Genomic DNA, 25408 nt, shown 5'->3' on the forward strand with positions numbered 1-25408 from the left:
TGCCGCCCATGCCGGGAGGCGTTGATGCGAACGGGTGGCCTGCCCCATGACCGGACCAGTAACCCTTCGGCCCATCCGCCTCTATCGATATGTCAGCACCGTGGGGTGTTGGCATACACGTCCCGAAACGACCGTGAAGGAGTTCCGCGTGTCATCCCTACGTGCCGTCTCCCGCTCTACCCGGGTGCTTCGTTACCCGGTAGCCGCCCTGAGCGCGGCCTTCCTCGTCGCTGTGCCCACCGCGCACGCCGACGCGAACCCAGTACCGCCCGGCCTGTCCGGCTACTTCCTGATCGCGAACGCCGGCCAGCAGATGGTGCTGTGCGCCGACGCGAATGACACCGTCGCGACCGTCCATCAGCTCACGCTCAATATCGACCCCTACTGCATGTGGCAGCAGAGCGGGGACGACGGCGATATGTACATGTACAACGAGGCGAAAGGCATGGTCCTGGGCCTCAATCACAGCGGATCGGTCTACAACAACGAGAACGTCGACCTGATGCCGTACGACTCGACGAATGGCTACGAGCAATGGGTTTTGGGGGACGGCACCGGCTGGGGCTATCCGATGCTCCCCTACAAGGACCAGAGCTACAACCTGAACGCTCACGACGGCTCCGGCAAGTACGTCACCGTCACCGGCCGAACGGACCCGACCAGGCAGGACCAGAGCTGGTCCAAGGTCGACGTCCTGAAGCAGTGAATTCGTGAGCGTTTCTGTCGGTGCCCGATGGTGAGGGCACCGGCGGAAACCGCCGGTCCGCAGCCGGTGGTCTGCTGGTGTGGCGGGGAGGGGGAGCCGCACCCGGTGTCCGCCCTCGGGCCACGGCAGGGCCCGGGCCTCTCGCACCCGGAGGTCCGGGCCCTGCGGCACCTACCGGGCGTGGCCGGCTCCGGCCAGGCGCACCAGTTCCGCCCTGCTGGTCACCCCCAGCTTGCGGCCCACTCGCTCCACCAGGCCGGTCACATCCTGCGGAGTCAGCAGCAGGGCCTGGGCGACCTGACGGTCGCTGTGACCATCGCCGACCAGCTCCACCACCCGGTGCTCGGTCGGCGACAGGCTCGGGGCCAGGGCCGGCGCGGCTTTCGGGCGCACCCCCAGCTCGGCCAGCGCCTGGCGTACCCGGCCGGCCAGGAGGACACTGCCGCAGGTCCCGGCGAGGTCCAGCGCCTGGGTGAGAACCCGGCGGGCCTGGTCTGCCTCGCCCCTGCGCGACAGCGCGGCGCCCAGCTCGTACCGGGCCCGGGCCAGTTCCAGGCGGGCCGGAGACCGCTCCAGCACGGCGACGGCCTCGCGAAGGAGGGCCTCCCCCTCGGGGCCGCCCATGACGACCCCCAGGCAACGCGACGCCAGGCCGATCACTCGCTCGGTGCCCCAGCGGTGGGCCAACTCCAGTTCCTCGGTGGCCAGCTGGAGCGCGTCGGTCCGCTGTCCGAGCGCCAGGTGCAGCAGCGCCGCCTGCGACCGCCAGGGCGCCCCGGTCAGGTTCGCGACCTGCGTCCGCTTCTCCTGAGCACCGTACTCCAGCAGGACCGTGAGGGCAGCGGCCGAATTGCCCCGCGCGGCGTACACCCGGCTGCGTGCGAGGAGCATCTGCCCCTGCCACAGCCAGCCGGCCCGATCAGTGTCGGCGTCCGGCACCAGCACCCGCGCCGCCGCAGCCGGGTCGCACCGCTCGATCAGCGATTCGCCCACCTGGGTCATCAGCGCCAGCCGTGCCCGATGCTCCAGGCCCTCGCCGGTCGTGGCGGCGGGATGTCCGAAGTCCGGGGTGAGCGCGAGCTGTTGACCCCGGCGCGCGCGGACTCTGAGCTGCCAGATCATCGCCGTCGACACCATGAGGAACACACCCCACCGCGCACCATTGTCGGCGATCTGGCCGAACCGCGCGGCTGCGTCGTCGAGCCGGTCAGTGGTCATGTAGGCCATCCCGGCCAGGCTCACGAGCAGCTGCGACTGGTCCATGGCCGCCAACCCGCCGCGCAGGGCCCGGTCGAGGAGGCTGTTGGTGACGGCGGCGTCGGCATCCCCGGCGACGGCCGAGGCGGCCAGGGCGGCCAGGACCGCGCACTCGCCCGGGGTGTCACCGGCCAGCTTGTGACCCCACAGCCGGCCGGCGAGTTGCCGGGCCGCGGGGAGGGTGGACAGCTGGTCATAACCGATCAGGAGCATCTGGGCCTGCAGAAACCAGGACACCTCACGGGCCGTCCCGGTGCCGTCCTCGGCCTGCCGCAGGTCCTCCACCGCGCGGGTGAGCACCTCGACGGCGTCAGCGTGCTCATGCCCGAGGAACAGCGCGTTGGCGAGCAGGTAGGCCGCCTGGGCGCGGGAGTACGGGTCCGTCAACACGGCCGAGGCCTGCGTCAGATGATGCCGCGCGGCGCCGACGTCGAGCTGTAACTCGTCCTCGCCCAGCTCCAGCAGCAGCGAACCGCGTTCTTTGCCGGACATCGGCTCCCGCAGGGCCCGGCGCAGATAGCCCGCGGTGATCTCCGGGGCGCCTCGGCCGCGCGTGGCCCGCGCCGCCTGCCGCAGGGCGTCGATTCGCCAGGCCTCACCACTCGGTTCCGCCAGCAGCAGGTGGGCGGCCACCAGATCGCCGGCCGCCCCCTCGCGCCGCAGCAGTTCGGCCGCCCGCGCGTGTCCGGCGGCCAGCTCCACCGGTCCGACGACGGTCTCGGCGATCGCGGCGCGGACCAGGGGATGATCGAACCGCGCCACCTCACCAGGTGCCAGCACACCGATCCGCCGCAACCGGCGGCCGTGCTCCCGGGCCTGCGCCTCGCCCAACTCCGCCAGTTCGGCCGCGAGATGCCAGTCGGCCCCGTCCCCCAGCACCGCCAGGGCCTCGACCAGACGCCGGGTCGGCTCCGGCTGGCCCGTCAGCCGCTTGACCACGGTGTCCGCCAGGATCCGGCCGCGGAACTCCTCGACCAGATGTGCCTGGCCGTCGGCAGGTCTGACAGCGTTGTCGGCCAGGGTCCGCAGCAACTCGCGCAGCAGCAGGGGGTTGCCCTGGGACGCCTTGGCGCAGGCGGCGGCGAACCGCGGTTCGGCGTCCTGGCCCAGACTCGCCCGCACCAGCCGGACCACACTGTCGGCGCCCAGCGCCGGCAGCCCGACCGGCAGGCAGTCCGGCTGGGCGGCGATCCGCTCCAGCAGCGGCTCGGCCCGGGTCCCGCTGTCCGGCCGTGCCGCCAGCACCAGCAGCAACGGCAGACCGCGCAGACGCCGCGTCAGGTACTCCAGCCACCGTACGGACGGGCCGTCCGCCCAGTGCACGTCGTCGACCACCAGAGCGACCGGCCCGTCATCCGTGACATGCACCATCAGCCAGTACAGGCTGTGCAGCAGGCCCTGCGACGCCTCGGACGACAGCCCTCCGCCCTCGCCGGCTCCAGCCGGCCGAAGGGCGTGCGACGCCGGCTCCGCCGGGCCCGACAACAGCCGCTCCCGCCCGGCACGACCGGCCCGGGCCAGCAGCGGCTCGGCCAGCTGCCGTAGTACCGAGAAGGCGAAGTCCTGCTCCAGCTCTCCCCCGCTGCCCCGCACCACCCTGATCCCCCGCGACTGCTCAGCCGCTGCCCAGGCGTTCACCAGGGAGGTCTTCCCCATCCCCGCGCTCGCCCGCACCAGCACCACCGCGCCCCGGCCGGCCCGGGCCTCACCTGCCGCGCGCTCGAGTGCCGCCAGTTGACTGTGGCGATCGAGCAGACCTGATCCCGTCGCACCGTCATCGGCCACAGGACCGCCCTGCCGACCGGAACGGCCGACGGCGAGCAGCGCGGCTGCGTCGGCGTCGGCCAGCCCCAGCGCCGACACCAGCAGTTCCACCGTGCGCCGCTGCGGCCGCTTCCGGCGGCCCCGCTCCAGATCCCTGATCGACCTGGCCGCCAGCCCGGCGGCCTCGGCGAGCTCCTCCTGCGTCAGCCCCGCTGTCCGGCGTAACTCCCGCAACATCTCACCGAACGTCATCACACGCCAATCCCCACGGTCAGCCAGGGACGACGACCACCGAGCAAAGGTGAGGGTGTGCCATCGCGCCACTACTGATCATCAGTAACGGGTCAGGACCCTACCGGGGGGAACACGCGGCCTGCCAGTACGACTCTCGGGGCGTTCAGACTCGGGTGGTCCTCGATGAATTCCCGTTCCTCGTAGGCCAGTTGGACTCACGTCACGCTGGAAGACCTCCCGTTCGCGCGACCTGGCAGTCCGCCTGCTTCCCCAATGCCCCGTGCGGACGCTGCTGCCCCGGCGCACGGCCTTCGTGCGCTCCACCTCCTCCAAGCGGTCCGAGGGGCAGATCCTCGCCGCCAACGTCGACCACGCGATCGTCGCGGTGTCCCTCGCCGTCGAACTCGACCTCGGCGAGGATCGTCACCTTCGGGGTCGACGGTGACCCAGTCTCCCGTACACACGACCTTCATCGGGTCACCGGGCACGACGAACTCGGTGTCGGCACGGACGACGCCTGCCGGAGTGACGACATCACACTGGCCACGGTCGACCCGCAGAACACGGCCGGGTACCAGCCCCAGTTCGGCGTGCGGAGTGAATTCAGCGGTCCAGCCTTCATCCCACCCATAGGAAGCGAGGGCGTGCCGGCCATCGGAAGTGGGAGAGGTGTTGAGCGAATTGTGGAACAAGGGGAACCCTTCGAAGGGTGGCCCCGGCGGCGCGCTCGGCGCGCGGAGGATGTGTCGGGTGTCAGCCGGAGACCACCGGGGTGGAAACGATGATGAACTCCTGAATGCGGGCAGCGCCCTTCACCGTGACAGTCATCAATGTCCTCACCTCCTGCTCCCTCAACGAACCGATGCTGTTCCCTCGGGAACGGAACACGACCGTGCCCCGGGAACGAGGAAACCGTAGCCCCGCCCCGGGGCACTGCGCCAGCGACTGACCCGGCCGCGGCCCGCCGTCGGCCGGGACCGCAGCCGGGGTCAGGTCAGGCGGTGGCCAGCGCGCACTGGCCTCGGTCGGCCTTCATCGGCCCGGCGGCGCTGGGACGGACCTCGAAGTCGAACATGGCGGTGGGTACGTACAAGGAGCAGCAGGCGTTGGGGATGTCGACGATGCCGCTGATACGTCCCTCTATGGGGGAGGAGCCGAGCAGCAGGTAGGCCTGCTCTCCGCTGTAACCGAACCTCTTGAAGTACTCGACGGCGTTGAGGCAGGCCCGGCGGTAGGCCAGCGTCGCGTCCAGGTAGTAGTTCGTGTCCGTGTCGTGGTCGACGGAGACCCCGATGAAGGTGAGGAACTCCGTGTACCTCGGCTCGACGTTGCCCGGAATGAACACCGGGTTGGTGGAGATGCCGTACGTCTCCATGCCGCCCTTGATCAGGTCGACGTGGAAGTCGATGAAGCCGCCCATCTCGATGGCGCCGCAGAAGGTGATCTCTCCGTCGCCCTGGCTGAAGTGCAGGTCGCCTCCGGAGAGTTTGGCGTCCTTGACGTGCACGGGGAAGAAGACCCGCGAACCACGCGTGAAGTTCTTGATGTCCTGGTTGCCTCCGTTCTCGCGGGCCGGCACCGTGCGGGCGCCTTCCGCGGCGATGCGCTTGGCGAGGTCTCCGGTGGCCGTGCCCGCCAGTGCGTTGGTGGTGTCCGGGGGTACGGCGAGCGGCGGGACCCGGTTGGGGTCCGTGTCGATCAGCGCCTGCTCGCGGGCGTTCCAGCGGGCGAGCATCTCCGCGGACGGGGCGGTTCCGAACAGCCCGGGGTGGGTGATTCCGGTGAAGCGGATCCCGGGAAGGTGACGGGAGACGGCCTGCTGTCCGTGGAAATCCCATATCGCTTTGTAGGCGTCCGGGAAGTAGTCGGTCAGGAAGCCGCCGCCGTTGGCCTTGGCGAAGATGCCGGTGTAGCCCCAGCCCTGTCCTGCCGCGCCCCCGGTCTGCTGCGGCACGGGGCCGAGGTCGAGGATGTCGACGACGAGCAGGTCGCCGGGTTCGGCGCCCTCCACGCCTATCGGGCCGCTGAGCATGTGAGGGATGGTCAGGTCGATGTCGCGTACGTCGTTGGCGGTGTCGTTGTTGCCGACCTGGCAGTCGGTCCAGTCGCGGCACTCCATGCGGAACTCCGCGCCCGGCTTCACCATGGCGACGGTGGGGACGTCCGGGTGCCACCTGTTGTGTCCGGGAACATCCTGGTCACGCATCGACTTGCTCTGGTCCACGCTGAAGAGAATTTCAGGCATGAGAACTCCTCGTTTCTGATCCGGTCACGTTGGTGCGCCGGCGCCTCCTACCCGCGGGGCGGCTGAGGTCGGTCGGGGCGTTCTATGGGTGCGCGGCCACAGCCCCGCGAACACCACGACGCCGAAGACCGCCAGTGCGATGGCGATCTCGGTGGGGTGCTTCCAGTAGCCGGAGAGCAGCAGTCCGGCGGGAATCACACCGGTGACCCAGCCTTCGATCGCCGTGACCCAACCGGTATAGATCTTGAGGTCGTCCTTCTTGAGACCGAGCAGCAGGAAGAACAGGAACCACAGGTAGGCCCAGTAGAGCCAGATGACCCCGAAGGGATAATCCTTGAGGAGCCGGAAATTGGCGTACGAGTACCCCAGGGCGACAACTGCCACGAACAGCGAGTAGTAGCCGACGCCGGTGCTGTCGAGACCGGCGAGCAGGCCGATACCCACATAGAGGTAGGTGAAGCCGAAGAGGTAGATGCCGGATGCCGCCAGGATCTTCATGGGGTCATCGTTGGCGGTGAAGATGAGGTAAGTCGGCGTCAGCACCTGCAGCGCACCGACGAAAATGTTGAACACCGCTCCTGATCGGGCATCGACCTTCCCGAGCAGCAGCAATCCGTTCATGAACAGCACCGCACCGACGAAGAGCAGTCCCACGTTTCCCACGGGGACGCACCTCCTAAGTCCGCGTGGGGAGTGGAATCGCGTTGCGTCAGAGCCGCTGATGACCTGCCGAGGACCCGGCTCCCGGCCCGCGTTGCGTGATCCCGCTTTCCGCACACCGCTGCGGGAACGACGTCGTGTTCCGATGCCGAAACCCGCATGAGACGTTCCGCCTTGTCCACCACCGCCCTCAGGGACGCGGCAGCCGCGAGAATGCGGGGTGCGGCGGCACCCTTCTGCGTGGCGGCAATGGGGAGACCACTGCCGGGGCTTCACGCGCCTGCTCCTCCTGGAGACGGAGGGCGGCGACCGCGTGCGAGGTCAGCGTGAGGCCGGGCGAGGAGTACACACGTCTCGCAGCGCCTGCGCAAACAGGGCAGCAATAGGCCGCGGGCGCCGTCCCGATCGCCAGCTTCACATCGAAAGACCCGCATCGGCTGCAGAGATATTCGTAGGTTGCCATCAGCAGCCTCCGGATGCCGGTGGACGCCGGCACGCCCGGGTGCGTGCGATGCGCACACCACAGCGCAATTCCTACCTTCAAGGAGACGTCTCGTAAATCCCGATGTCAAGTACCGGACGACGGGACGCAGACATTCCCCATGACTCGAAATCAGCGGGCGCGCCCGCCGGCATGGGGATTGCAGCGCCGACGCCCACTCGACTAAAATTCAAGATCATCGGTGTTCGACCGGCTTGCCGGTGCCCTACCCGTTCACCGGAGCAGTGGCCCCACCGATGGAGGACGGCCATGGCAAAAATCCTTGCGGTGCTCTATCCGGACCCCGTGGGCGGTTATCCCCCCGACTACGCCCGCGACGAGATTCCCACCATCAGCGGCTATCCGGGCGGTCAGACCGCGCCGACCCCGCAGGCCATCGATTTCACCCCGGGACACCTCCTCGGCTGCGTCTCAGGAGAACTGGGACTGCGCCGGTTCCTTGAGGACCGGGGTCACACCCTCGTCGTCACGAGCGACAAGGAAGGGGCGGACTCCGCCCTGGACCGCGAGCTACCCGACGCCGACGTGGTCGTCTCGCAGCCGTTCTGGCCCGCCTATCTGACCCCCGAACGCATCGCCGCCGCTCCCCGGCTCAGGCTCGCGATCACTGCGGGGATCGGGTCGGACCACGTCGACCTGCCGAGCGCCATCGCCCACGGCATGACCGTGGCCGAGGTGACGTTCAGCAACAGCATCAGCGTGTCGGAACACGCTGTGATGCAGATTCTCACCCTGGTGCACAACTACATACCGGCTCATGAGTGGGTGACCGCCAAGAAGGGCTGGAACATCGCCGACAGCGTCTCGCGCGCCTACGACCTTGAGGGCATGGACGTCGGCGTCCTCGGCTCCGGCCGAATCGGCAAGGCGGTACTGCGCCGCCTCAAGCCGTTCGACGTCACGCTGCACTACTGCGACGTGCACCGGCTGCCCAAGGAGGTCGAGGAGGAACTGGAGCTGACCTGGCATCCCGACGCCCGTTCACTGGCCTCCGCCGTCGATGTGCTCTCGATCCACACTCCGCTGCATCCACAGACGCAGAACCTCTTCGACGACGAGCTGATCGGGGCCATGAAGAGCGGTTCGTACATCGTCAACACCGCACGGGCGCTCATCGTCAACCGGGACGCCGTCGTGCGGGCCCTCGACAGCGGCCAACTGGCCGGTTACGCCGGCGACGTCTGGTACCCGCAGCCGCCACCGCCCGACCACCCCTGGCGCACCATGCCCCACGAGGCCATGACGCCGCACGTGTCCGGGTCGACCCTCTCGGCGCAGGCACGCTACGCGGCCGGTGCGCGGGAGATCCTGGAGTGCTGGCTCGACGGTCGCCCCATCCGCCCGGAGTACCTGATCGTCGAAGGCGGAAGGCTCGCCGGGACGGGAGCGAGCTCCTACACGGTCGCCGGATGACCGACACGGGCGGGTGGGTGGCGCCCGACGGACAAGAAATCAGCTGCAGTTTAAATAGAAGATCCACCACCCCGGCTGTGAGCCGATTCACCCACGATTTACTGGACGGGCACGGGCGGGACCTTTAGCGTCCGTGAATAGATTGTTTTCATTGTGTAGAGATACCGGCGCCGCGCGTAATCTCTCGTAAGAAAACCAGGCGAACGCCGGGAAGATGGATCAGTGAGCATGGACGCAGTATGGGTCCGGGGCGTAACCGGCATTCAGATGCACCACGTGACCGACCTTCAGGATGCCGGCAGGTTTTTGGGCAATGCAGCGATGGCGCTGCGGGCCGCGCACGTAAGGACCGGCGCCGACCGGTACTCCGGCATCGCCGCCGAACTCAGGGCTCTGGTGGAGCGAGTGCGTGAGCTGGAGGACGAGGCGCGGTCGAGCATGCACGCACTGCACTCCGCCGACCCCGAGCGGTTCATCCGCTGCCGGGACGGCCACGAGCCGTGGCCCGGCGAGATCCCCGCAGGATTCATCCCGCGCCACACCTGCAAGGACGAGTGCCTCTACCACGACCGCGAGGTCCTCGACGCCATCATGCAGTGCACGTGCGGCCGACCGCCCTGCCGGGCCTGCGAGATCGGCGGGAAGCTCTGACGAGCCCCTGGGCTCCCGTGGCCGAGCCGGATCGAAACACCATCTGACCACGTACGGTCACGCATTCCACCCGCGGTGATCTCGCGGTGATCCGGATCGACCGTCGTTCGCCGGAATGCCGACGCCGGCGACGCTCCCGTGTGGCCCGGGACGGGGGGCGCCGCCGGCGGTGTGCCGCCGGTGCGTGCTCTCGCGCTCGGCCGCCGTGGCCTGCGCGCGATGTCGTACCGGGCACGGAATGGTTGCGGCACGGCCTTCCCGCCACGACGGCCCCGGGGCTGCGGGAGCATGACGGCCATGAGCAGAGACCGCTACGTCGACTTCCTGCGCGCGTGGGCGATCGTGCTGGTGGTGCTCGGCCACTGGCTGATCACCGCCCTGGTCCGGGAGCCCGGCGGACAGATCACCGCCCCGGAGCTGCTGGCGGTCGTTCCCTGGACCCAGTGGCTGACCCTCGCGTTCCAGATCATGCCGCTGTTCTTCCTGGCCGGGGGCCATGCCGCGGGCGGTTCCTGGTCCCGCGCCCGAGCGGCCGGGGGTACGCCCGCGGGATGGCTGGGGCGGCGGGCGCTGCGGCTGCTTCTTCCGGTGGCCGTCTACAGCGGTGCGGTGTTTCTCGCCGTCGGTGTCTGTTCGGCGGCCGGTGTGGACCCGGACACGCTGGCGCTGGTGGGCTGGGCGATGGCGATGCAGTTCTGGTTCCTTCCGGTGTATCTGCTGCTCAGCGCCCTGACGCCGGCGCTGTACGCGGCGCACCGGCGCTGGGGGCCGCGCGTCCCGCTCGCGATGGGGACGGTCGCCGTGGCGGCCGACGCGCTCGTGGTGACGGTGCACGCTCCCTATGTGGGGCTGCTCGACTACGTGCTCGTGTGGGGTGTCGCCTACCAGTTGGGGTTCTGCTGGCGGGACGGTCTGCTGACCGGCCGTCGGCTCGTGCCGCTCGCGATGGCGGCGGGCGGCGGGCTGGCGTTCGCCGCGCTGGTGGCCCTCGGGCCGTTCCCGGTCAGTCTGATCCTGGTGACCGGGCAGAGCCCCAGCAACACCGATCCGCCGTCGGCCGCGATGCTGGCGTGGGTGGTCGCGCAGGTCGGCCTGAGCCTCCTCGCCGCGCCGCCGCTGCGGCGGCTGCTGGACCGCGAGCGGCTGTGGCGCGTGGTTCGCCCCGTGGGCGCGGCCAGCATGACTCTGTATCTGTGGCACATGCTGCCGGTGCTGGCCGTCGCCGCCGCGTTCTACCTGACCGGCCTCGCGCCCGAGCCGACGCTCGGGTCCGTGGCGTGGTGGGGGCTGCGCGTGCCGTGGCTGCTGGTGCTGGGCGCGGTGCTGGTCTGCGTCGTGTCCGCGCTGAGGCCGCTGGAACGCGGGCTGGGTGTGCTGTACGCGCGGACCGTGCCGGACGCCGGCCTGCGCCGTGCCTGGCCGCTGTGGCTCGGGCTGGCCATGAACGTCGCCGCTCTGGGCCGCCTGGCCGTGCAGGGCTTCGCGCCGGACGGCCGGCTCCCCGTGCTGCCCGCGGCGGGCGTGCTGCTGGGTACGGCGCTAGTGATGCTTCCGCGGTGGTCGGCGGCAGGCCGGCTCGGACAGCCCGAGGCCACTCGGACCGCGGACCGGGTGTGAGGCTGTGCTAGCCTTGTCATGTTGCAGTTGTGGTACCCATGAACCTATGTGCACCTGACGGGAAATGTCTCTCCTGCAGGTGCATTAGTTGTTTTACCGGCATCTCCGGATGGGGCCTCTGCCTACAGAAGGAGAAGGTCATGGCACAGGGAACCGTGAAGTGGTTCAACGCCGAAAAGGGTTTCGGCTTCATCCAGCAGGACGGCGGCGGCCCGGACGTCTTCGCCCACTACTCGAACATCGCGACCCAGGGCTTCCGTGAGCTCCAGGAGGGCCAGCGGGTCTCCTTCGACGTCACGCAGGGCCAGAAGGGCCCGCAGGCGGAGAACATCGTCCCCGCCTGATCGCCGGACGCGTATTCCACTCACCGGGGTCCGTACCGTCAAGGTGCGGACCCCGGTTTGTGCTGTTCCCAGGAAGGCAGAGCACCGCATGCCCCGCAGGCCCCAGAAGCCGAACCGGCGAACCTCGCCGCCCCGGCAGTCCCCGTCGTCCGCGTCGTCACCGCGTGAGTTCCGGGTGCCGGAGAGCACGACACCCGCACTTCCCGCCGTCGAGGACTTCGCCGCTCTGGACATGCCCGCGGCGCTGCTGAAGACCCTGACCGCGCAGGGTGTGACCACCCCGTTCCCGATCCAGGCCGCCACGCTGCCCAACTCGCTGGCAGGCCGTGACCTGCTGGGACGGGGACGCACCGGCTCCGGCAAGACCCTCGCGTTCGGGCTGGCGCTCCTGGCCCGCACGGCCGGACTGCGCGCGGCGCCCAGAGCGCCCCTCGCTCTCGTGCTGGTGCCCACCCGGGAACTCGCCCAGCAGGTGACGGACGCGCTGACCCCCTACGCGACGGCGGTGAACCTCCGGCTGGCCACCGTGGTCGGCGGGCTGTCGATCACCAAGCAGGCCGCCACCCTCCGGCGCGGCGCCGAGGTGGTCGTGGCGAGTCCCGGCAGACTCAACGACCTGGTGGAACGCGGGGACTGCGTACTCGGCGACGTGCGCATCACGGTGCTGGACGAGGCCGACCAGATGACCGACATGGGCTTCCTGCCGCAGATCACCAAGCTGCTGCAGCAGGTACGGCCCGACGGACAGCACCTGCTCTTCTCGGCCACCCTCGACGGCAACATCGACCGCCTGGTGCAGCGGTTTCTGACCGATCCCGTGGTGCACTCCGTGGACCCGTCCGCAGGGGCGGTCACCACCATGGAGCACCACGTGCTGCACGTCCAGGACGAGACCGACAAGAAGGCCGTCACCACGCGCATCGCGGCCCGTGACGGCCGGGTCATCCTCTTCCTCGACACCAAGAGGTCCGCCGACCGGCTCGCCAAGCGGCTCCTGGCCGTCGGTGTGCGCGCGGCGGCACTGCACGGCGGCCGCTCCCAGCCGCAGCGCAACCGCACCCTGGAGCAGTTCAAGAACGGCCAGGTCACCGCCCTCGTGGCGACGAACGTCGCGGCCCGGGGCATACACATCGACGACCTCGACCTCGTCGTGAACGTCGATCCCCCCACCGACCACAAGGACTACCTCCACCGGGGCGGCCGCACGGCCCGTGCCGGCGGCTCCGGCAGCGTGGTCACGCTGGTCCTGCCCGAGCAGAAGCGGGACATCACCCGGCTCATGTCGGACGCGGGCATCCGCCCCCGATCGGCCCGCATCACGTCGAGCGACGCGGAGCTGGCCACCATCACCGGGGCCCGCGAGCCCTCCGGTGAGCCCGTCGTCATCGAGGTGGCCCAGCCCCAGCCGGCCCCGTCGAAGGCGTCCCGCCCGGACCGGAAGGCCGGTGCCGAAGGCGGCGGGCGGTCCGGCCGGCGACGCCGGGGCGGCGGCGGCTCCGGAGCGGCGACAGGCGCTGCCACCGGGACGGGTGGCCGGGGTTCGGGCCGCAGGGCCGCCACCGGGGCGGCAGCGGCCGAGGGCACGTCCGCGACCGGCGGGCGCGGCTCCGCCCTCCGCAAGGGAACCGCCGGGGCCACGGGCGCGCCGAGCGGCCGTGACTCCGGCCGCCGGACCGCCTCCGGTACGACCACCGGCACCGCGTCCGGCCGTGGTTCCGACCGCCGAGCCGCGTCCGGTACGACCGCCGGCACCGCGTCCGGCAAGGATGACTGGGGCTCCCGTCGGCGCACGCCGTCCGGCGGGGCCGCCGGCAGCGCCACCAGCTCCGGCCGCCGAGGAGGCCGCCGCCCCACGGCCACCTGAGCGCTCCGCTGGAAGTGCCGCGACACGCCGCCTGCCGACCGCGGCGCCGTCGTGGCTGGTCGCGCAGTTCCCCGCGCCCCTTCAGGGCGCGATGCGCGCCCCGTCAGGGGCGCGGGGAACTGCGCGACCAGCCCCCACCGGCCCGCACCCGGAATCCGGCCCCACCCGGCCCCACCCGGCGCCACGCGCCGCTACGCGGCGAACGGCCCCGGGATCTCCCCCGACCCGCGCCGGATCAGCCGCGTCGGCATGACCACCGTGCGCGGCGGTGAGACGTCCCCGTGGATCCGGGCGAAGAGCAGGTGTGCCGCGCTGGTCGCGAGGGCCACCGGGTCCTGGGCGATCACCGTGACGGGCGGCGTCAGCCGGGCGGCGAGCGCGAAGTCGTCGAAGGCGACGAAGGCGAGGTCGCCGGGGGCCGCGGTCAGGGCGCCGAAGGCGAGCAGTTCGTTGCCGGCGAGAAGCGCCGTCGGGGGGTCGTGCAGTGCCAGCATCCCGGTGACGGCCGCGGCCGCCTCCGGCCCGGTGCGCACACCGTCCCTGACCAGCGCCGGGTCGGCGGCGATGCCCGCGGACTCCAGCGCCGCCAGATAGCCCCGCCGCCGTTCGCCGAACGTCCAGATCCTCGGCGTGTCGCCGATGTAGCCGATCCTGCGGTGCCCGTGTGCCACCACGTGGGCCACCGCCTCCCGCACCGCCCCGAAGTTGTCGACCACCACGGCGTCCACGTCCAGGCCGGGGGCCGCCCGGTCCACGCAGACGATTTTCGTGCCCTGCGCCTGGGCGGGGCGCAGGAAGCGGTGGCTGCCGGCGGCCGGGGTGAGGATCAGGCCGTCGACGCGGCGGGCGGTGAACGCGGCGATCACCTCGCGTTCGCGGCGCAGGTCGGCGCGGCTGGACCCGATGAGCATGATGCTGCCGCGCTGCCGGGCGACGTCCTCGGCGGCGGAGGCGACCGCGGCCATGAAGGGATCGGTCACGTCGTCGACCAACAGGCCGATGATCTGGCTCAGTTCATGGGTGCGGCGCAACTGGCGTGCCACGTCGTCGCGTTGGTAGCCGAGCTTGCGGACCGCGGCCTCCACCCGCGCGGCGGTCCCCGGGGCGACGGCCGAATCGCCGTTGACGACCCGGGACACCGTCATCGTGCTCACGCCCGCTTCCGCGGCAACGTCCTTCATGGTCGGCCGGGTGGCTGCCACGCCACGTCCTCCAGCTGCGTCACGTTTGAGCGTCGACTCGTTAACGTTACCAACTCGCACGCGTATCAACGGCCCTGCGAACAACGGGAGATGAGGGCGCGACCAGGGCCCTCGGCGACCGGCTGCACCACCCTTGACACCCCGCTGTGAGGGCCCCAAGAATCAGCCAAGCTGTTAACGATACCAACCAGAAGGCACAACATGGCCTCTGCAAGGGAACCACTGCTCACCGCACATGGAGTGGTCAAACGTTTCGGCCACGTCCAGGCGCTCTCGGGCGCCGATTTCACGGCATACCCCGGCGAGGTCGTCGCCCTCATCGGTGACAACGGCGCCGGCAAGTCCACTCTGGTGAACGTCCTGTCGGGCGTGCTCGCCCCCGACTCCGGTGAAGTCCGCCTGGACGGTGCGCCGGTGCGGTTCTCCGGTCCGATGGACGCGCAGCGGCGCGGCGTGGAGACGGTGTACCAGGACCTGTCGCTCGCGCCCGACCTCGACGCGGCGGCCAACCTCTACCTCGGCCGGGAGATCGTGCGCGGGGGCCTGCTCGGTCGCCTCGGCGTCCTCGACCGGCCCGCGATGCGCCGGGAGGCGGTCCGGGCCTTCGCCGAACTCGGCGTTCAGCTCAAGGACGTGACGGCCGCTGTGACAACGTTGTCCGGCGGGCAGCGGCAGTCCGTCGCGGTGGCCCGTGCCGTCGCCTTCGCCCACAAGGTCATCTTCATGGACGAGCCGACCGCCGCGCTGGGCGTCGTCCAGCGCGCCCGGGTCCTGGAGACCGTCCGCAGGGTCGCCGACCGGGGCATCTGCGTGGTGCTGATCAGCCACAACATGCCCGAGGTGCTGTCGGTCGCGGACCGGGTGGAGGTGCTGCGGCTGGGCCGGCGCGTCGCGTCGTACACCGCCGCCGACACGACGATCGAGGAGCTGGTCGGGGCCATGACCGGCTCGCTGGACGGGCCGAACGGCACCGGGGAAGCGGAGGGCGCACGATGACGGCGCAGAGCGAGAAGGCCCCGGCGGCCGTGGGCGGCCGGGCCGCGGTGCCGGACTGGGTGCGCCGTGCGGCAACCCTCAACGAACTGTGGACCTTTGTCATCCTGGTGGCGCTGGTCCTGTTCTTCACCATCGCGGCGCCGGGCAAGTTCTTCACCACGTACGACATCACCCAGATCGCCGTGAACGCGGCCATCTACCTGGTGCTCGGCGTCGGCATGACCTTCGTGATCATCACGGCGGGCATCGATCTGTCGATCGGCTCGGTGCTGGTGCTGGCCGCGGTGGCGGCGGGTGAGTACAACATCCATCACGGCGGGGCGACTTCGGGCTGGGGCACGGTGGCGTTCTGTGTCGTCATCGCGCTGGCGGTGGGCACGGCGTGGGGCGCGTTGCAGGGTGCAGTGGTGGCGACCGGCAAGGTGCCGCCGCTGATCGTGACGCTGGGCGGGCTCGGCGCGGCGCTGGGCATCGCCGAACTCGCCACCGGCGGCCAGGACCCGGCCGGGGCGGCCTCCACGCATCTGCAGAACAGCCTCGGTTTCGGCAAGGTGCTCGGTATCCCCTGGATGGTGATCCTGGCGGCCGTGGTGACCGCGGTCTTCGGCGCGGTGCTGGCCGGTACCCGGTTCGGCGAGCACACCCTCGCGATCGGTTCGAACCCCACTGCCGTACGGCGGGCGGGTATTCCGGTGGGCCGGCAACTGGTCAAGGTCTACGGCCTGATGGGGCTGCTGGCCGGGCTCGGCGCGGTGATGTGGCTGTCCTCGTACGGCACGACGTCGATCGCCGGGCACTCCACCGACAACCTCAAGGTGATCACCGCGGTGGTTCTCGGCGGTACCAGCCTGTTCGGCGGGCGGGGTTCGGTGCTGGGCACGGTGATCGGTGTGTTCATCCCGGCGGTGCTGACCACCGGGCTGATCGTGATCGGCGTCCAGCAGTACTGGCAGGACGTGGCGGTGGGCGTGGTGCTGGTCGTGGCCGTCTACATCGACCAGCTGCGCAGGAAGACCAGGGAACGCGCATGACCGGACGGCTCGTGACGGGACGGCTCGTGACGGGATCGCCCGTGACTACTGAATCGCTCGTGACTAGGGAGGACTCCGTGATGAGGAGCATTCGCAGCAGGCGCCGGTTGCTGGTCGCGGTGGGCACGGTTCTGGCCCTCGGCGCGGGGGCCTCGGCGTGCGGTTCGTCGGACGACGGTGGCGGCTCGGGGGGTTCGGGCAGCGCCAAGGGCAAGAAGGTCCGGCTGATCACCGGGGTGAAGAGCGACCCCTTCTACATCACCATGACCTGTGCCGCGCAGGAGGAGGCCAAGGCCAAGGGGATGGACTTCACGGCCGACGGTTCCGCGCAGTGGGACGTGTCCGTGCAGCGGCCGCTGCTCGACTCGACGGCTGCGTCCCGGCCCGACGGGCTGCTGATCTCGCCGGTCGACACCAGCGCGCTGACGCCCTCGCTCAAGCAGATCCAGTCGGCCGGCACCAAGGTGGCGCTGGTGGACACGACGGTGACCGACACCTCGATCGGCATCACCCGTATCTCGTCGGACAACGAGAAGGGTGGCCGGGTCGCCGCCGACGCGCTGGCCAAGCTGATGAACGAGAAGGGCTCGGTCATCGTCATCAGCGTCAAGCCCGGCGTGTCGACGACCGACGCGCGGATCAAGGGCTTCACCGAGGAGATGGCGAAGTACCCGAACATCAAGGTGCTGCCCACGCTCTACGACAACGACCTGCCGGCCACCGCGGCCTCCCAGATCCAGTCGACACTCGCCGCCCACCCGGACCTCGGCGGGGTGTTCGCGGGCAACACCAACACCGGTCAGGGCATCGCCACCGGGCTGAAGCAGGCCGGCAAGGAGGGTGCGGTGAAGGTGGCGGCGTTCGACGCCGAGCCGGACGAGATCGCCTCGCTGAAGTCGGGCACCCTCCAGGTGCTGGTCGCCCAGGACCCGGCGGCGATCGGCCGGCAGGCGGTGGACCAGCTCGCCAACGCCTTCGAGGGCAAGTCGGTCAGCAAGTCGATCGGCACCAACATGGTGGCGATCACCAAGGACAACATGAACGACCCGTCGGTCACCAAGTACTTCTACCAGTCGCAGTGCTGAACGCAGTTCCGGAAGACGGAATCTGACGAGCGATCAGAGACTGGTCCGACGTACAGTCAGCGGCCGGGCGGACCCACCCTCCTGGGTCCGCCCGGCCGCCGGTCGTACGGGCGGGTCAGCTCGACGAGCAGGACTCGCCGTTCAGCGTGAAGGCGTACGGCGCCGAGTTCTGACCGCTCCAGGTACCGAGGAAACCGAAGGACAGGGTGCCGTTCGCGGCCACCGACTGGTTGTAGTTCGCGGCGTCGGCGGTGACCACGCCGCCGTTCTGGCTGACGGTCGCGTCCCACATCTGGGTGACCTTCTGGCCGTCCCGGAAGGACCACTGGACCCGCCAGCCGGACAGGGCCTGGGTGGTGGTGACGGTGACGGTGGACTGGAAGCCGTCGGTCCACTGGTTGACCAGATCGTAGGAGACCTGGCAGTCGGGCGCCGCCGCGGAGGGGGTGGGAGTGGCGGAGGCGGTGGCGTGGTGGCCGCCGGTGCTCGCCGTGGCCGAGGAGGTGCCCTGGGGCTCCGGGTCGGGGTTCTTGTGACCCGCACTGCCGGCGGCGGTGGCCGAGGCCGAGGGAACGGCGGAGGCGGTGTGCGTGGGGGTCGGGTCGGCCGACGGGACGACGGAGCCGGGGTCGGCGACCGGCTGCCGGTCGTCCTGGGAGGCGGAGGCAGCGTCGTCGCCGGAGCCGCCGCCCATCGGCATCATCGACACGCCGAGCGCCACCAGCGAGATCATCACCGCCGCGCCGAGCAGACCGTGCCGCAGCACCTTGCCCCGGCCGCTGCCCTCCTTGGGGTCGCCGCCGTCGTGGTCAGCGGTGACCGGACGGCCCGCGCCGAGCCGTACCTCGGCGGCGCGGCGGCGGCGCTCCAGGTAGGCGAGGCCGCCCCAGCCGATGACCCCGCCGGCGAGTGCCGCGGGCAGTCCGCCGCCGTGCAGCCGCAGACAGGCGGCGGCCTCGGCGCACTGCACGCAGGTGGCGAGGTGCCGGGAGAGGTCCTCGGGCGTGTCGGCGGAGGAGGACCGGGTGACCGCGTCGAGGAGCCGGGCGTAGCTGCGGCACTCGGCGGCCATCGGCGTGTCGAGGTGGGCGCGGTGGCAGCGGTCGCGGAAGAGTACGCGCACCTGCTCCAGCTCTTGGGCGACGACGACCGGGTCGAGACCGAGCCGGCGTGCCACGGAGGACAGCGGCAACGCCTCCACCTCGGCCAGCCACAGCAGTTCGGCGTCCGCCTCCTGCATGTCCCTGAGGCCGCGCAGCGCGACGGGCCGCTGCAAGGGCAGACCCGTGTAGCGGGCGGCCTTCTCGGAGTTGAGCCACAGCCGCAGGTCCGGGTCGAGCTGGTGCCCGAGCCCTTCGGCCTCCCAGGCGGCCGCCGTGTTGCGCACGGCGGTGAGCAGCAAGGGGATCATCGGCAGCCGGGCGGCGCGCCGTCCGGAGCTGCGGACCGGAGCGAAGTCCGCTTCACGGGCTTCACGCATACCGAGCGTGAAGGCCTCGGTGGCCAGTTGATTGGCCGTCAGAGAGCCGGACGTGCACAGGTCGGCGTAGGAGAGCACCGCGTCCCAGCATTCGGAGAACAGCGCTGCCTCGGCGGCGTCCTGAGGGGTCGGCAGGTCGGGCATGGGTCTCCTGCATCCAAAGCGAGGTCAACTCACCGTATCGGCAACGGAGTTGGGGGGAACCTCGCGGCGGGCCCGAGTTTTTCACGTCTCCTGCACAACTGACAAGCGGCATATTCAAAACCGGCTACCGGTGGTCGTGCCACGGATTTCCCCGTCGCCCATACCACCGGTCCCCGGTGTCACGTCAACCGCTGCGCCCAGCTGTCCGGCCGCTCCCCGGCCGCCACCCGCCCCCGCGCGTCGAGCGCCCGCACCGGGTACGCGGACCGCGCGCGGGGATCGCGGTCACCGTACCGGACAGACGCTGACGGCCGAAGCGGGCACCTCGCCGTGGATCGTAGCCCGGCCGGAGAACGCGTTCGTTTCCACCGTGGTCCACAACTCCGCCCCCTAGTACGGACAGCGACCGCGTTTCGACTCACCGTTCTCGTCAGTCACTTGCGGCGGGCCGCCGGGAGTCACACCTTCGTCGGCTCCTCCGCCGGCAGGCTGTCCATGAAGGAGCTGACGGAGAAGACGGCACGGCCGGGTCCGGGCTCGCCGTAACCGGGCGGGGAGGAGAGGCCGAAGTCCTCCATCGTCTGACGGTAGGCCTGCAGCAGCCGGATGTGGTACTCCAGCGGGGCGCCCTGCGGGTTGGCCTTGCCGAGCGGGGTGGTCGGCTCCGGGCACCAGGTGGTGAAGCGGGGCGTGATGCCGTGCGACATGAAGAAGCGCAGCCCCTCGGTGGTCGACGCGATCGCCTCGTCGACCGTCTTGAAGCCGAACGGCTCGGCCATCTCCACACCGGCCACGAAGTTGGGGATCACGTTCCGCGCGCCGAAGATCTCGGCCGAGTCCAGGATCCGCTTGTGCCACTCGTCCCGGCCGACGTACCGCTCCTTGCCCGGGCAGTACATCTTGAAGAGGTACTCGTCCCACACCTCGAAGTTGGGGTGGTAGATCTGTACGCCGTAGTCCTTGAACCGCTGCACGTCGTCCCGCGGCAGCGCCTGCGCGACGACCTTGCCGATCCAGCGCCCCGGGAACCGCTCCTCGATGGCCTTGGCGTAGTGCCCGTAGAAGTCGGCCTCGTCCCGCCCGGCGACGGTCTTGGTGATCGCTCCGCCGGTCAACGTGTAGGCGGTGGACGCCTTCGCCGTGTCGTAGCGGTCGATGATCTCCAGGGCTTCGAGGACCTCCTCGACGTCCTTCACGCCCGTGTACGGGCGCCCGGCCGCCTTGTGCTGGCGCCAGTTGTGGTTGATGTCGCAGTACTGGCACTCCTCCTTGGCGCCGAAGTACTGGCAGACCCGGAAGACGGTGAGGTAGATCAGATAGCCCCACTGGATGGTCGGGGCGACCTCCATCACGGACTTCCCGCTGGCGAGCTTGTGCCGGTAGTACTCCGGCATCGGCGGCACCCCGACGTCGGCGATCCGCTTCCCGTCGAGGTAGAGCCCGAGCATGCCCTCCTCGTCCGCGGCCACGCGGTACGGCGAGGCCGGGTTCACCCGCACGGACACCACGGTCCGGCGCAGGTCGTACGGCCCGCCGGTGAGGATGATCTCCTCCGGGGGCCGGCGCAGCGCGGCCTCGCCCAGCTCGGGCAGGGTGCCGTGGTCGAAGGAGAAGATGAAGTACGACTTCGGCTTGACCTCGCCGCTCTCGTTGTCGCTCAGCGCGGACGGATCGAAGGCCAGACCGCCCCGGAGCAGGTCCTCCTTGAAGACGGCTTCCCGTGGTACGTGCGGGAACCTCTCCATCAGATCTTCGACCAGCGCGGTACGGCTGCCCATCCGTTTCTCCTCCCGGCTCAGGCGTTCGACTCCTCACGTTATGCCCATGCTCGGGCGTCAGCCGTGCCGGGTCCCCTCACGGCGCGCAATATGCCCCGGTACGGGGGTGTTGGGGGGCAGTGCGGGATCCGTCACCGGTGTCCCCCAGGCCGAGGTCAGCGGCAGGACGCCGGCCCACAGCCCCAGCTCCGCGTCCGGTCCGTCACCGTCGTCCGGCGCTCCGGTACGGATCTTCACGGAGGCCTCCTCCAGGGAGAGGGCGAGGAGGGTGGTGGCAGCCAGCTCCCTGCGGTTCGGGCGGCGGGCGTACGACCACTGGCCGGGGGCCGCGTGTTCGGAGAGAAGGCGCAGGCCTGCCAGCTTCTCCTCGGGGTCGGTCACCTTGCGGGCGATGCCGTGGACCACCGCGCTGCGGTAGTTGACGCCGTGCTCGAAGACGGACCGCGCCAGCACCAGGCCGTCGACATGCGTCACGGTGACACACACCGGGGTACCGCCGGCGAGACTGCGGCTGGCGACCGAGCCGTGCAGGTAGAGCTGCCGCTCGTCCCGCCCGTACACCGTCGGCACGACCAGCGGGCGCCCCTCGACCACCACCCCCAGATGGCAGACGAACCCGGCGTCGAGAATCGCCTCCAGCTCGGCCCGGTCGAGACTGCCCTGCTCGCGCAGCCGGCGATGGCGGGTGCGGTCGGTCACGGGAAGGCGTGGGGACAGCGATTCAGCGGCCATACCCGCACGCTACCGATACCGCAGTGAAATGACCACAGCATTGCCGATTGCAGCAACCGGCAGCATGCCATACAACGAAATCCGCAGACTTCTCCGGTCGCTCAGCCGCCGGCGGCCCGCCGTGTCGACTCCCGCAGCACCACATGCGTCCCGAGCACCAGATGCTGCCCGTCCGGGAGCTCGTCGCGGTGCAGGGCGAGGCGGACGGCGGCGCGGCCCAGTTCCTCCTGGGGCACGTGGACCGTGGTGAGCGTCGGGTAGACGTCCCGGGCGACCGGGATGTCGTCGTAGCCGGCCACCGCGATGTCGTCGGGTATGCGGCGGCCGGACTCCCGTAGCGCCTGGATCACGCCCGTGGCGATCATGTCGGTGGCCGCGAAGACCGCCGTGAACTCCCGCCCGGAGGTGAGGAGTTCACGGGTCGCCTGGTAGCCGTAGGAGCGGGAGAAGACGCCGTCGAGGATCAGGTCCGGGTCGGGGGCGAGGCCGAGGAGTTCATGGGCCCGGGTGAAGCCGGCGATGCGCTGGGCGCTGGTGGACAGGCCGGGGACCCGGCCCAGGTAGGCGATGCGCCGGTGGCCGCCGGCGAGGAGGTGGGTGGTGAGGGCGAAGGCGCCGCCCTCGTTGTCGTAGTCGACGACCGTGGCCGGGACGCCGGGGCCGAGCGGCGGGCGGCCGACGAGGACCAGCCGGGAGCCGGACCGGTCCAGGGCGTGCGCGAAGTGGGTCATGCGGTCGTGGTAGGCCTTGTCCTGAAGGGCGCCGCCCACCACGATCACCGCGTCGGCCCGCTGCTCCCGCATGGTCTCCACGACGGCGAGGATGCGCCGCGGGTCGCCGTGCGTGGTGCAGAGCATGCACAGCCGGCCCTCCGCCGAGGCCTGCTCCTCGACCCCGCGGGCGATGTGCGCGTAGAAGGGGCCGGTGACGTCGTCCACGACGAAGGCGACCGTCTTGTTGGTGGCACCGCCGAGCGCGCGGGCGTGCGCGTTGACCACGTAGTCCAGCTCGCGCATCGCCTTGAGGACCTTGGCGCGGGTGGCGGCGGCGACCGGGTAGGTGCCTCCCAGGACCCGGGAGACGGTCGACGCGGAGACCCCGGCCCGCGCGGCCACGTCCCGTACCGTCGAGGCGTCCCCGTTCAGCGCCGGCTGCGTCCTCTTCGCCACCGCTCGGCTCCCCTTCGTCATGTGTTCAGGTCACCCTACGAGACGGCCGGAGGCACCCGGCGGACGGCCCGTCACGCGGCCCGCTCCAGGACCGAGTGGTCGATGGCGTACAGCAGGCCGTCTCCGGTCAGCAGCCGTCCGGCTTCCTCCACGACGGTGAGTCCGAGCCTCGCCACCTCGTTGCCCTGCGAGCCGGCCAGGTGCGGGGTGAGGAAGGCGCCCGGGAGGTCGAAGAGGGGGGAGTCGGGGGGCAGCGGCTCGGGGTCGGTCACGTCGAGGATCGCGGTCAGGCGGCCGGCGCGCAGCTCCTCGATCAGGGCGTCGTGGTCGAGCAGGGAGCCGCGCGCGGTGTTGATCAGTACCGAGCCGGCCGGCATCAGGGCGAGTTCGCGGGCACCGAGGAGATGCCGGGTCTCCGGGGTCTGCGGGGCGTGCACGGTGACGATGTCCGAGGTGCGCAGCAGCTCGTCGAGCGGCAGCAGGGGGACGCCGAGCCGGGCGGCCTCCGCCTCGTCCACGTAGGGGTCGGCGAGGGCGGCCGACAGGTCGTACGGGCGCAGGAGTTCGAGGAGCCGGCGGCCGATGCGGGAGGCACCGACGATGCCCACCCGGCGGTGGAAGTTGCCGATGCCGGGGACGATGTCGCCGTACGGGAAGGCGCGGCGGGTGCGCAGCAGGTCGCGGAAGGCGAAGACGTCCTTCCCGGCGAGCAGGATCATCGCGAGGGTGTACTCGGCGACCGGCAGCGCGTTGGCGGCGGCGGCCGAGGAGACGGCGATGCCGCGCCGCCACACCTCGGGCGTGGTGAAGCCCTTGACCGAACCGGCCGCGTGCAGCACCGCCCGCAGTTTCGGCGCCGCGTCCAGGGCGGCCGCGTCCAGGACCGGGCAGCCCCAGCCGGTGACCAGGACCTCGGTGCGGGCGAGCGTCTCCCGTACCCGGGGATCGGTGAAGTCGTGCGCCACCAGAGTGGGATCGATTTCTACGTACTCGCACAGTCGCGCGAGCACCTCCGGCGGAAAGATGTGCGGCACGTTCTGGGCCGTCATGGCGAACAGTGCCTGGGGACGCTCGGGCAAGGAAGTGACCTTCCGGCTCGGTGACGCGCGGATAGCAACCGGTCTCTACCGTAGGTCTCGGCGAATGAGAGGGTCAATGGACAGGCACTCCCCGGAGGGGACGGACACTGCCCTGAGAACGACGGCACTCCCCCCGGCGAACGAACAGAAATGGGACGGCAGAGATGACGGATCCGGCGCAGACGGTCACCAACTGGGCGCGCAACATCACCTACACCGCCAAGGAGTTCCACCGCCCGGACTCCCTCGACGAGCTCCGGTCGCTGGTGGCCGGCAGCGCGCGGGTACGGGTGCTGGGCAGCGGGCACTCCTTCAACCGCATCGCCGACCCGGGCCCGGAGGGCGTCCTGGTCTCGGTCGCCGGGCTGCCGCCGGCCGTCGAGGTGGACACGGCGGCCCGTACGGTCCGGGTCGCGGGCGGGGTGCGCTACGCCGAACTGGCCCGCGCGGTGCATGCGCGGGGCCTCGCGCTGCCCAACATGGCCTCGCTGCCGCACATCTCGGTGGCCGGCTCGGTCGCCACCGGCACCCATGGCTCGGGCGTGGCCAACGGGTCGCTCGCGGCACCCGTACGGGAGGTGGAGCTGGTCCTCGCCGACGGCTCGACGGCCACCATCGCGCGAGGCGACGCCCGCTTCGAGGGTGCGGTGACCTCGCTGGGTGCGCTGGGGGCCGTCACCGCGCTCACCCTGAACCTGGAGGCGGCATATGACATGGCGCAGACTGTATACACCGAACTGCCCCTGGACGGCCTGGACTTCGCGGCAGTGTCCGGGGCCGCCTACAGCGTGAGCCTGTTCACCGACTGGCGGGAGCCGGGCTTCCGGCAGGTGTGGGTGAAGCGGCGCACCGACCGGCCGGCCGTGGACTTCGGGTGGGCCGCGCCCGCGACCGAGGCGATGCACCCGGTGCCGGGCATGCCGGCGGGCAACTGCACCCAGCAGTTCGGGGTGCCGGGGCCCTGGCACGAGCGGCTGCCGCACTTCCGGGCGGAGTTCACGCCGAGCAGCGGGGACGAGCTCCAGTCGGAGTACCTGCTGCCGAGGGCGGCGGCCGTGGATGCGCTGCACGCCGTCGACGGGATCCGGCAGACGGTCTCGCCCGTCCTTCAGACCTGCGAGGTGCGGACGATCGCCGCCGATCCGCAGTGGCTCAGCCCCGCCCACGGCCGCGACTCCGTCGCCCTGCACTTCACCTGGGTGGACGACCTGACGACGGTGCTGCCCGTGGTGCGCCGGCTGGAGGAGGCGCTGGCGCCGTTCGACCCGCGGCCGCACTGGGGCAAGGTGCACGCCGTGCCCGGCGAGGTGCTGCGCGGCCGCTACCCGCGGCTCGCCGACTTCCGGGCCCTGGCCCGGGACCTCGACCCCGACGGGAAGTTCACGAACCCCTTCGTGGCAGAAGTCCTGCACGGCTGACCGCGACCGACCACGGCCGACCACGGCCGACCACGAC

Annotated in this window: 20 protein-coding genes and 2 pseudogenes; 11 read left to right on the forward strand and 11 right to left on the reverse strand. The window is 70.7% G+C overall.

Features of this window, described 5'->3' with window-relative positions; genetic code table 11:
* The first annotated feature begins 148 nt into the window (after positions 1-148).
* Entirely contained in the window at positions 149-706 is a 558-nt protein-coding gene (locus tag SSP29_RS33155; RefSeq protein WP_145968978.1) for a hypothetical protein, read from the forward strand.
* Between the two features lie 171 nt (positions 707-877).
* On the opposite strand, the gene SSP29_RS33160 is transcribed toward SSP29_RS33155, so the two are convergent.
* On the reverse strand, positions 878-3979 hold the full coding sequence (locus SSP29_RS33160) for an ATP-binding protein (RefSeq protein ID WP_089104569.1): 3102 nt from the start codon (positions 3977-3979) through the stop codon (positions 878-880).
* A gap of 262 nt (positions 3980-4241) precedes the next feature.
* Between SSP29_RS33160 and SSP29_RS56865 the strand changes: the two are divergent.
* A pseudogene (locus SSP29_RS56865) lies at positions 4242-4376 on the forward strand (ribosome small subunit-dependent GTPase A); the annotation flags it as partial.
* On the opposite strand, the pseudogene SSP29_RS60195 reads toward SSP29_RS56865, so the two are convergent.
* The 4 genes and pseudogenes from SSP29_RS60195 to SSP29_RS61350 form a co-directional block, all read right to left on the reverse strand.
* Positions 4327-4653, reverse strand: a pseudogene (locus tag SSP29_RS60195) (ribosome small subunit-dependent GTPase A); the annotation flags it as partial. The pseudogenes SSP29_RS56865 and SSP29_RS60195 sit on opposite strands and share 50 nt — an antisense overlap.
* A gap of 302 nt (positions 4654-4955) precedes the next feature.
* On the reverse strand, positions 4956-6206 hold the full coding sequence (gene fmdA / locus SSP29_RS33170; protein WP_089104570.1) for a formamidase: 1251 nt from the start codon (positions 6204-6206) through the stop codon (positions 4956-4958).
* Between the two features lie 24 nt (positions 6207-6230).
* On the reverse strand, positions 6231-6869 hold the full coding sequence (locus SSP29_RS33175) for an AmiS/UreI family transporter (RefSeq protein ID WP_089104571.1): 639 nt from the start codon (positions 6867-6869) through the stop codon (positions 6231-6233).
* Between the two features lie 187 nt (positions 6870-7056).
* Positions 7057-7329 carry an FmdB family zinc ribbon protein gene (locus tag SSP29_RS61350; RefSeq protein ID WP_089104572.1) on the reverse strand — a complete coding sequence of 91 codons (273 nt, stop codon included), beginning with the start codon at positions 7327-7329 and terminating at the stop codon, positions 7057-7059.
* A 288-nt stretch (positions 7330-7617) separates the two neighbouring features.
* Between SSP29_RS61350 and SSP29_RS33185 the strand changes: the two genes are divergently transcribed.
* From SSP29_RS33185 to SSP29_RS33205, 5 genes are all read left to right on the forward strand, one after another.
* Positions 7618-8781 carry an NAD-dependent formate dehydrogenase gene (locus tag SSP29_RS33185; protein ID WP_089104573.1) on the forward strand — a complete coding sequence of 388 codons (1164 nt, stop codon included), beginning with the start codon at positions 7618-7620 and terminating at the stop codon, positions 8779-8781.
* Positions 8782-9009: 228 nt separating this feature from the next.
* The gene (locus tag SSP29_RS33190; protein ID WP_089104574.1) at positions 9010-9432 is read left to right on the forward strand and encodes a hypothetical protein; all 423 of its coding nucleotides are present in this window, start codon (positions 9010-9012) and stop codon (positions 9430-9432) included.
* 297 nt (positions 9433-9729) lie between these two features.
* Positions 9730-11049 (forward strand): acyltransferase family protein, encoded by a 1320-nt coding sequence (locus tag SSP29_RS33195; RefSeq protein ID WP_089104575.1) that lies wholly within the window; start codon positions 9730-9732, stop codon positions 11047-11049.
* Positions 11050-11189: 140 nt separating this feature from the next.
* A complete protein-coding gene (locus SSP29_RS56875) occupies positions 11190-11393 on the forward strand; it encodes a cold-shock protein (protein ID WP_023544341.1) in 204 nt (67 codons plus the stop codon).
* Between the two features lie 88 nt (positions 11394-11481).
* Entirely contained in the window at positions 11482-13257 is a 1776-nt protein-coding gene (locus SSP29_RS33205) for a DEAD/DEAH box helicase (RefSeq protein ID WP_089104576.1), read from the forward strand.
* Between the two features lie 191 nt (positions 13258-13448).
* Here SSP29_RS33205 and SSP29_RS33210 read toward each other — a convergent pair whose 3' ends face one another.
* Positions 13449-14459, reverse strand: a complete 1011-nt coding sequence (locus SSP29_RS33210) for a LacI family DNA-binding transcriptional regulator (protein ID WP_150135384.1) — start codon at positions 14457-14459, stop codon at positions 13449-13451.
* Positions 14460-14660: 201 nt separating this feature from the next.
* On the opposite strand from SSP29_RS33210, the gene SSP29_RS33215 reads away from it, so the two are divergent.
* The 3 genes from SSP29_RS33215 to SSP29_RS33225 all read left to right on the forward strand — a co-directional run bounded on the left by SSP29_RS33215 (position 14661) and on the right by SSP29_RS33225 (position 17571).
* Positions 14661-15455, forward strand: coding sequence for an ATP-binding cassette domain-containing protein (locus SSP29_RS33215; RefSeq protein WP_089104577.1), 795 nt, complete (start codon positions 14661-14663; stop codon positions 15453-15455).
* Positions 15452-16486, forward strand: coding sequence for an ABC transporter permease (locus tag SSP29_RS33220; protein ID WP_150135385.1), 1035 nt, complete (start codon positions 15452-15454; stop codon positions 16484-16486). Before SSP29_RS33215 ends, SSP29_RS33220 begins: the two co-directional genes overlap by 4 nt.
* 80 nt (positions 16487-16566) lie before the next feature.
* Positions 16567-17571 (forward strand): ABC transporter substrate-binding protein, encoded by a 1005-nt coding sequence (locus SSP29_RS33225; protein ID WP_089104578.1) that lies wholly within the window; start codon positions 16567-16569, stop codon positions 17569-17571.
* 115 nt (positions 17572-17686) lie between these two features.
* Here SSP29_RS33225 and SSP29_RS33230 read toward each other — a convergent pair whose 3' ends face one another.
* From SSP29_RS33230 to SSP29_RS33250, 5 genes are all read right to left on the reverse strand, one after another.
* Complete coding sequence (locus SSP29_RS33230; RefSeq protein WP_089104579.1) at positions 17687-19195, reverse strand: cellulose-binding domain-containing protein; 1509 nt, start codon at positions 19193-19195, stop codon at positions 17687-17689.
* Between the two features lie 458 nt (positions 19196-19653).
* Positions 19654-20973 (reverse strand): radical SAM protein, encoded by a 1320-nt coding sequence (locus SSP29_RS33235; RefSeq protein ID WP_089104580.1) that lies wholly within the window; start codon positions 20971-20973, stop codon positions 19654-19656.
* A gap of 57 nt (positions 20974-21030) precedes the next feature.
* A complete protein-coding gene (locus SSP29_RS33240; RefSeq protein ID WP_089104581.1) occupies positions 21031-21705 on the reverse strand; it encodes a pyridoxamine 5'-phosphate oxidase family protein in 675 nt (224 codons plus the stop codon).
* Positions 21706-21806: 101 nt separating this feature from the next.
* The gene (locus SSP29_RS33245; RefSeq protein WP_245883346.1) at positions 21807-22874 is read right to left on the reverse strand and encodes a LacI family DNA-binding transcriptional regulator; all 1068 of its coding nucleotides are present in this window, start codon (positions 22872-22874) and stop codon (positions 21807-21809) included.
* Positions 22875-22945: 71 nt separating this feature from the next.
* Positions 22946-23953 carry a hydroxyacid dehydrogenase gene (locus SSP29_RS33250; protein ID WP_089104583.1) on the reverse strand — a complete coding sequence of 336 codons (1008 nt, stop codon included), beginning with the start codon at positions 23951-23953 and terminating at the stop codon, positions 22946-22948.
* A gap of 164 nt (positions 23954-24117) precedes the next feature.
* Here SSP29_RS33250 and SSP29_RS33255 point away from each other — a divergent pair, with 164 nt between their 5' ends.
* On the forward strand, positions 24118-25371 hold the full coding sequence (locus SSP29_RS33255; RefSeq protein WP_089104584.1) for an FAD-binding protein: 1254 nt from the start codon (positions 24118-24120) through the stop codon (positions 25369-25371).
* Positions 25372-25408 lie beyond the last annotated feature (37 nt).

Source organism: Streptomyces hyaluromycini, from assembly GCF_002217755.1.
Lineage (GTDB): Bacteria > Actinomycetota > Actinomycetes > Streptomycetales > Streptomycetaceae > Streptomyces > Streptomyces hyaluromycini.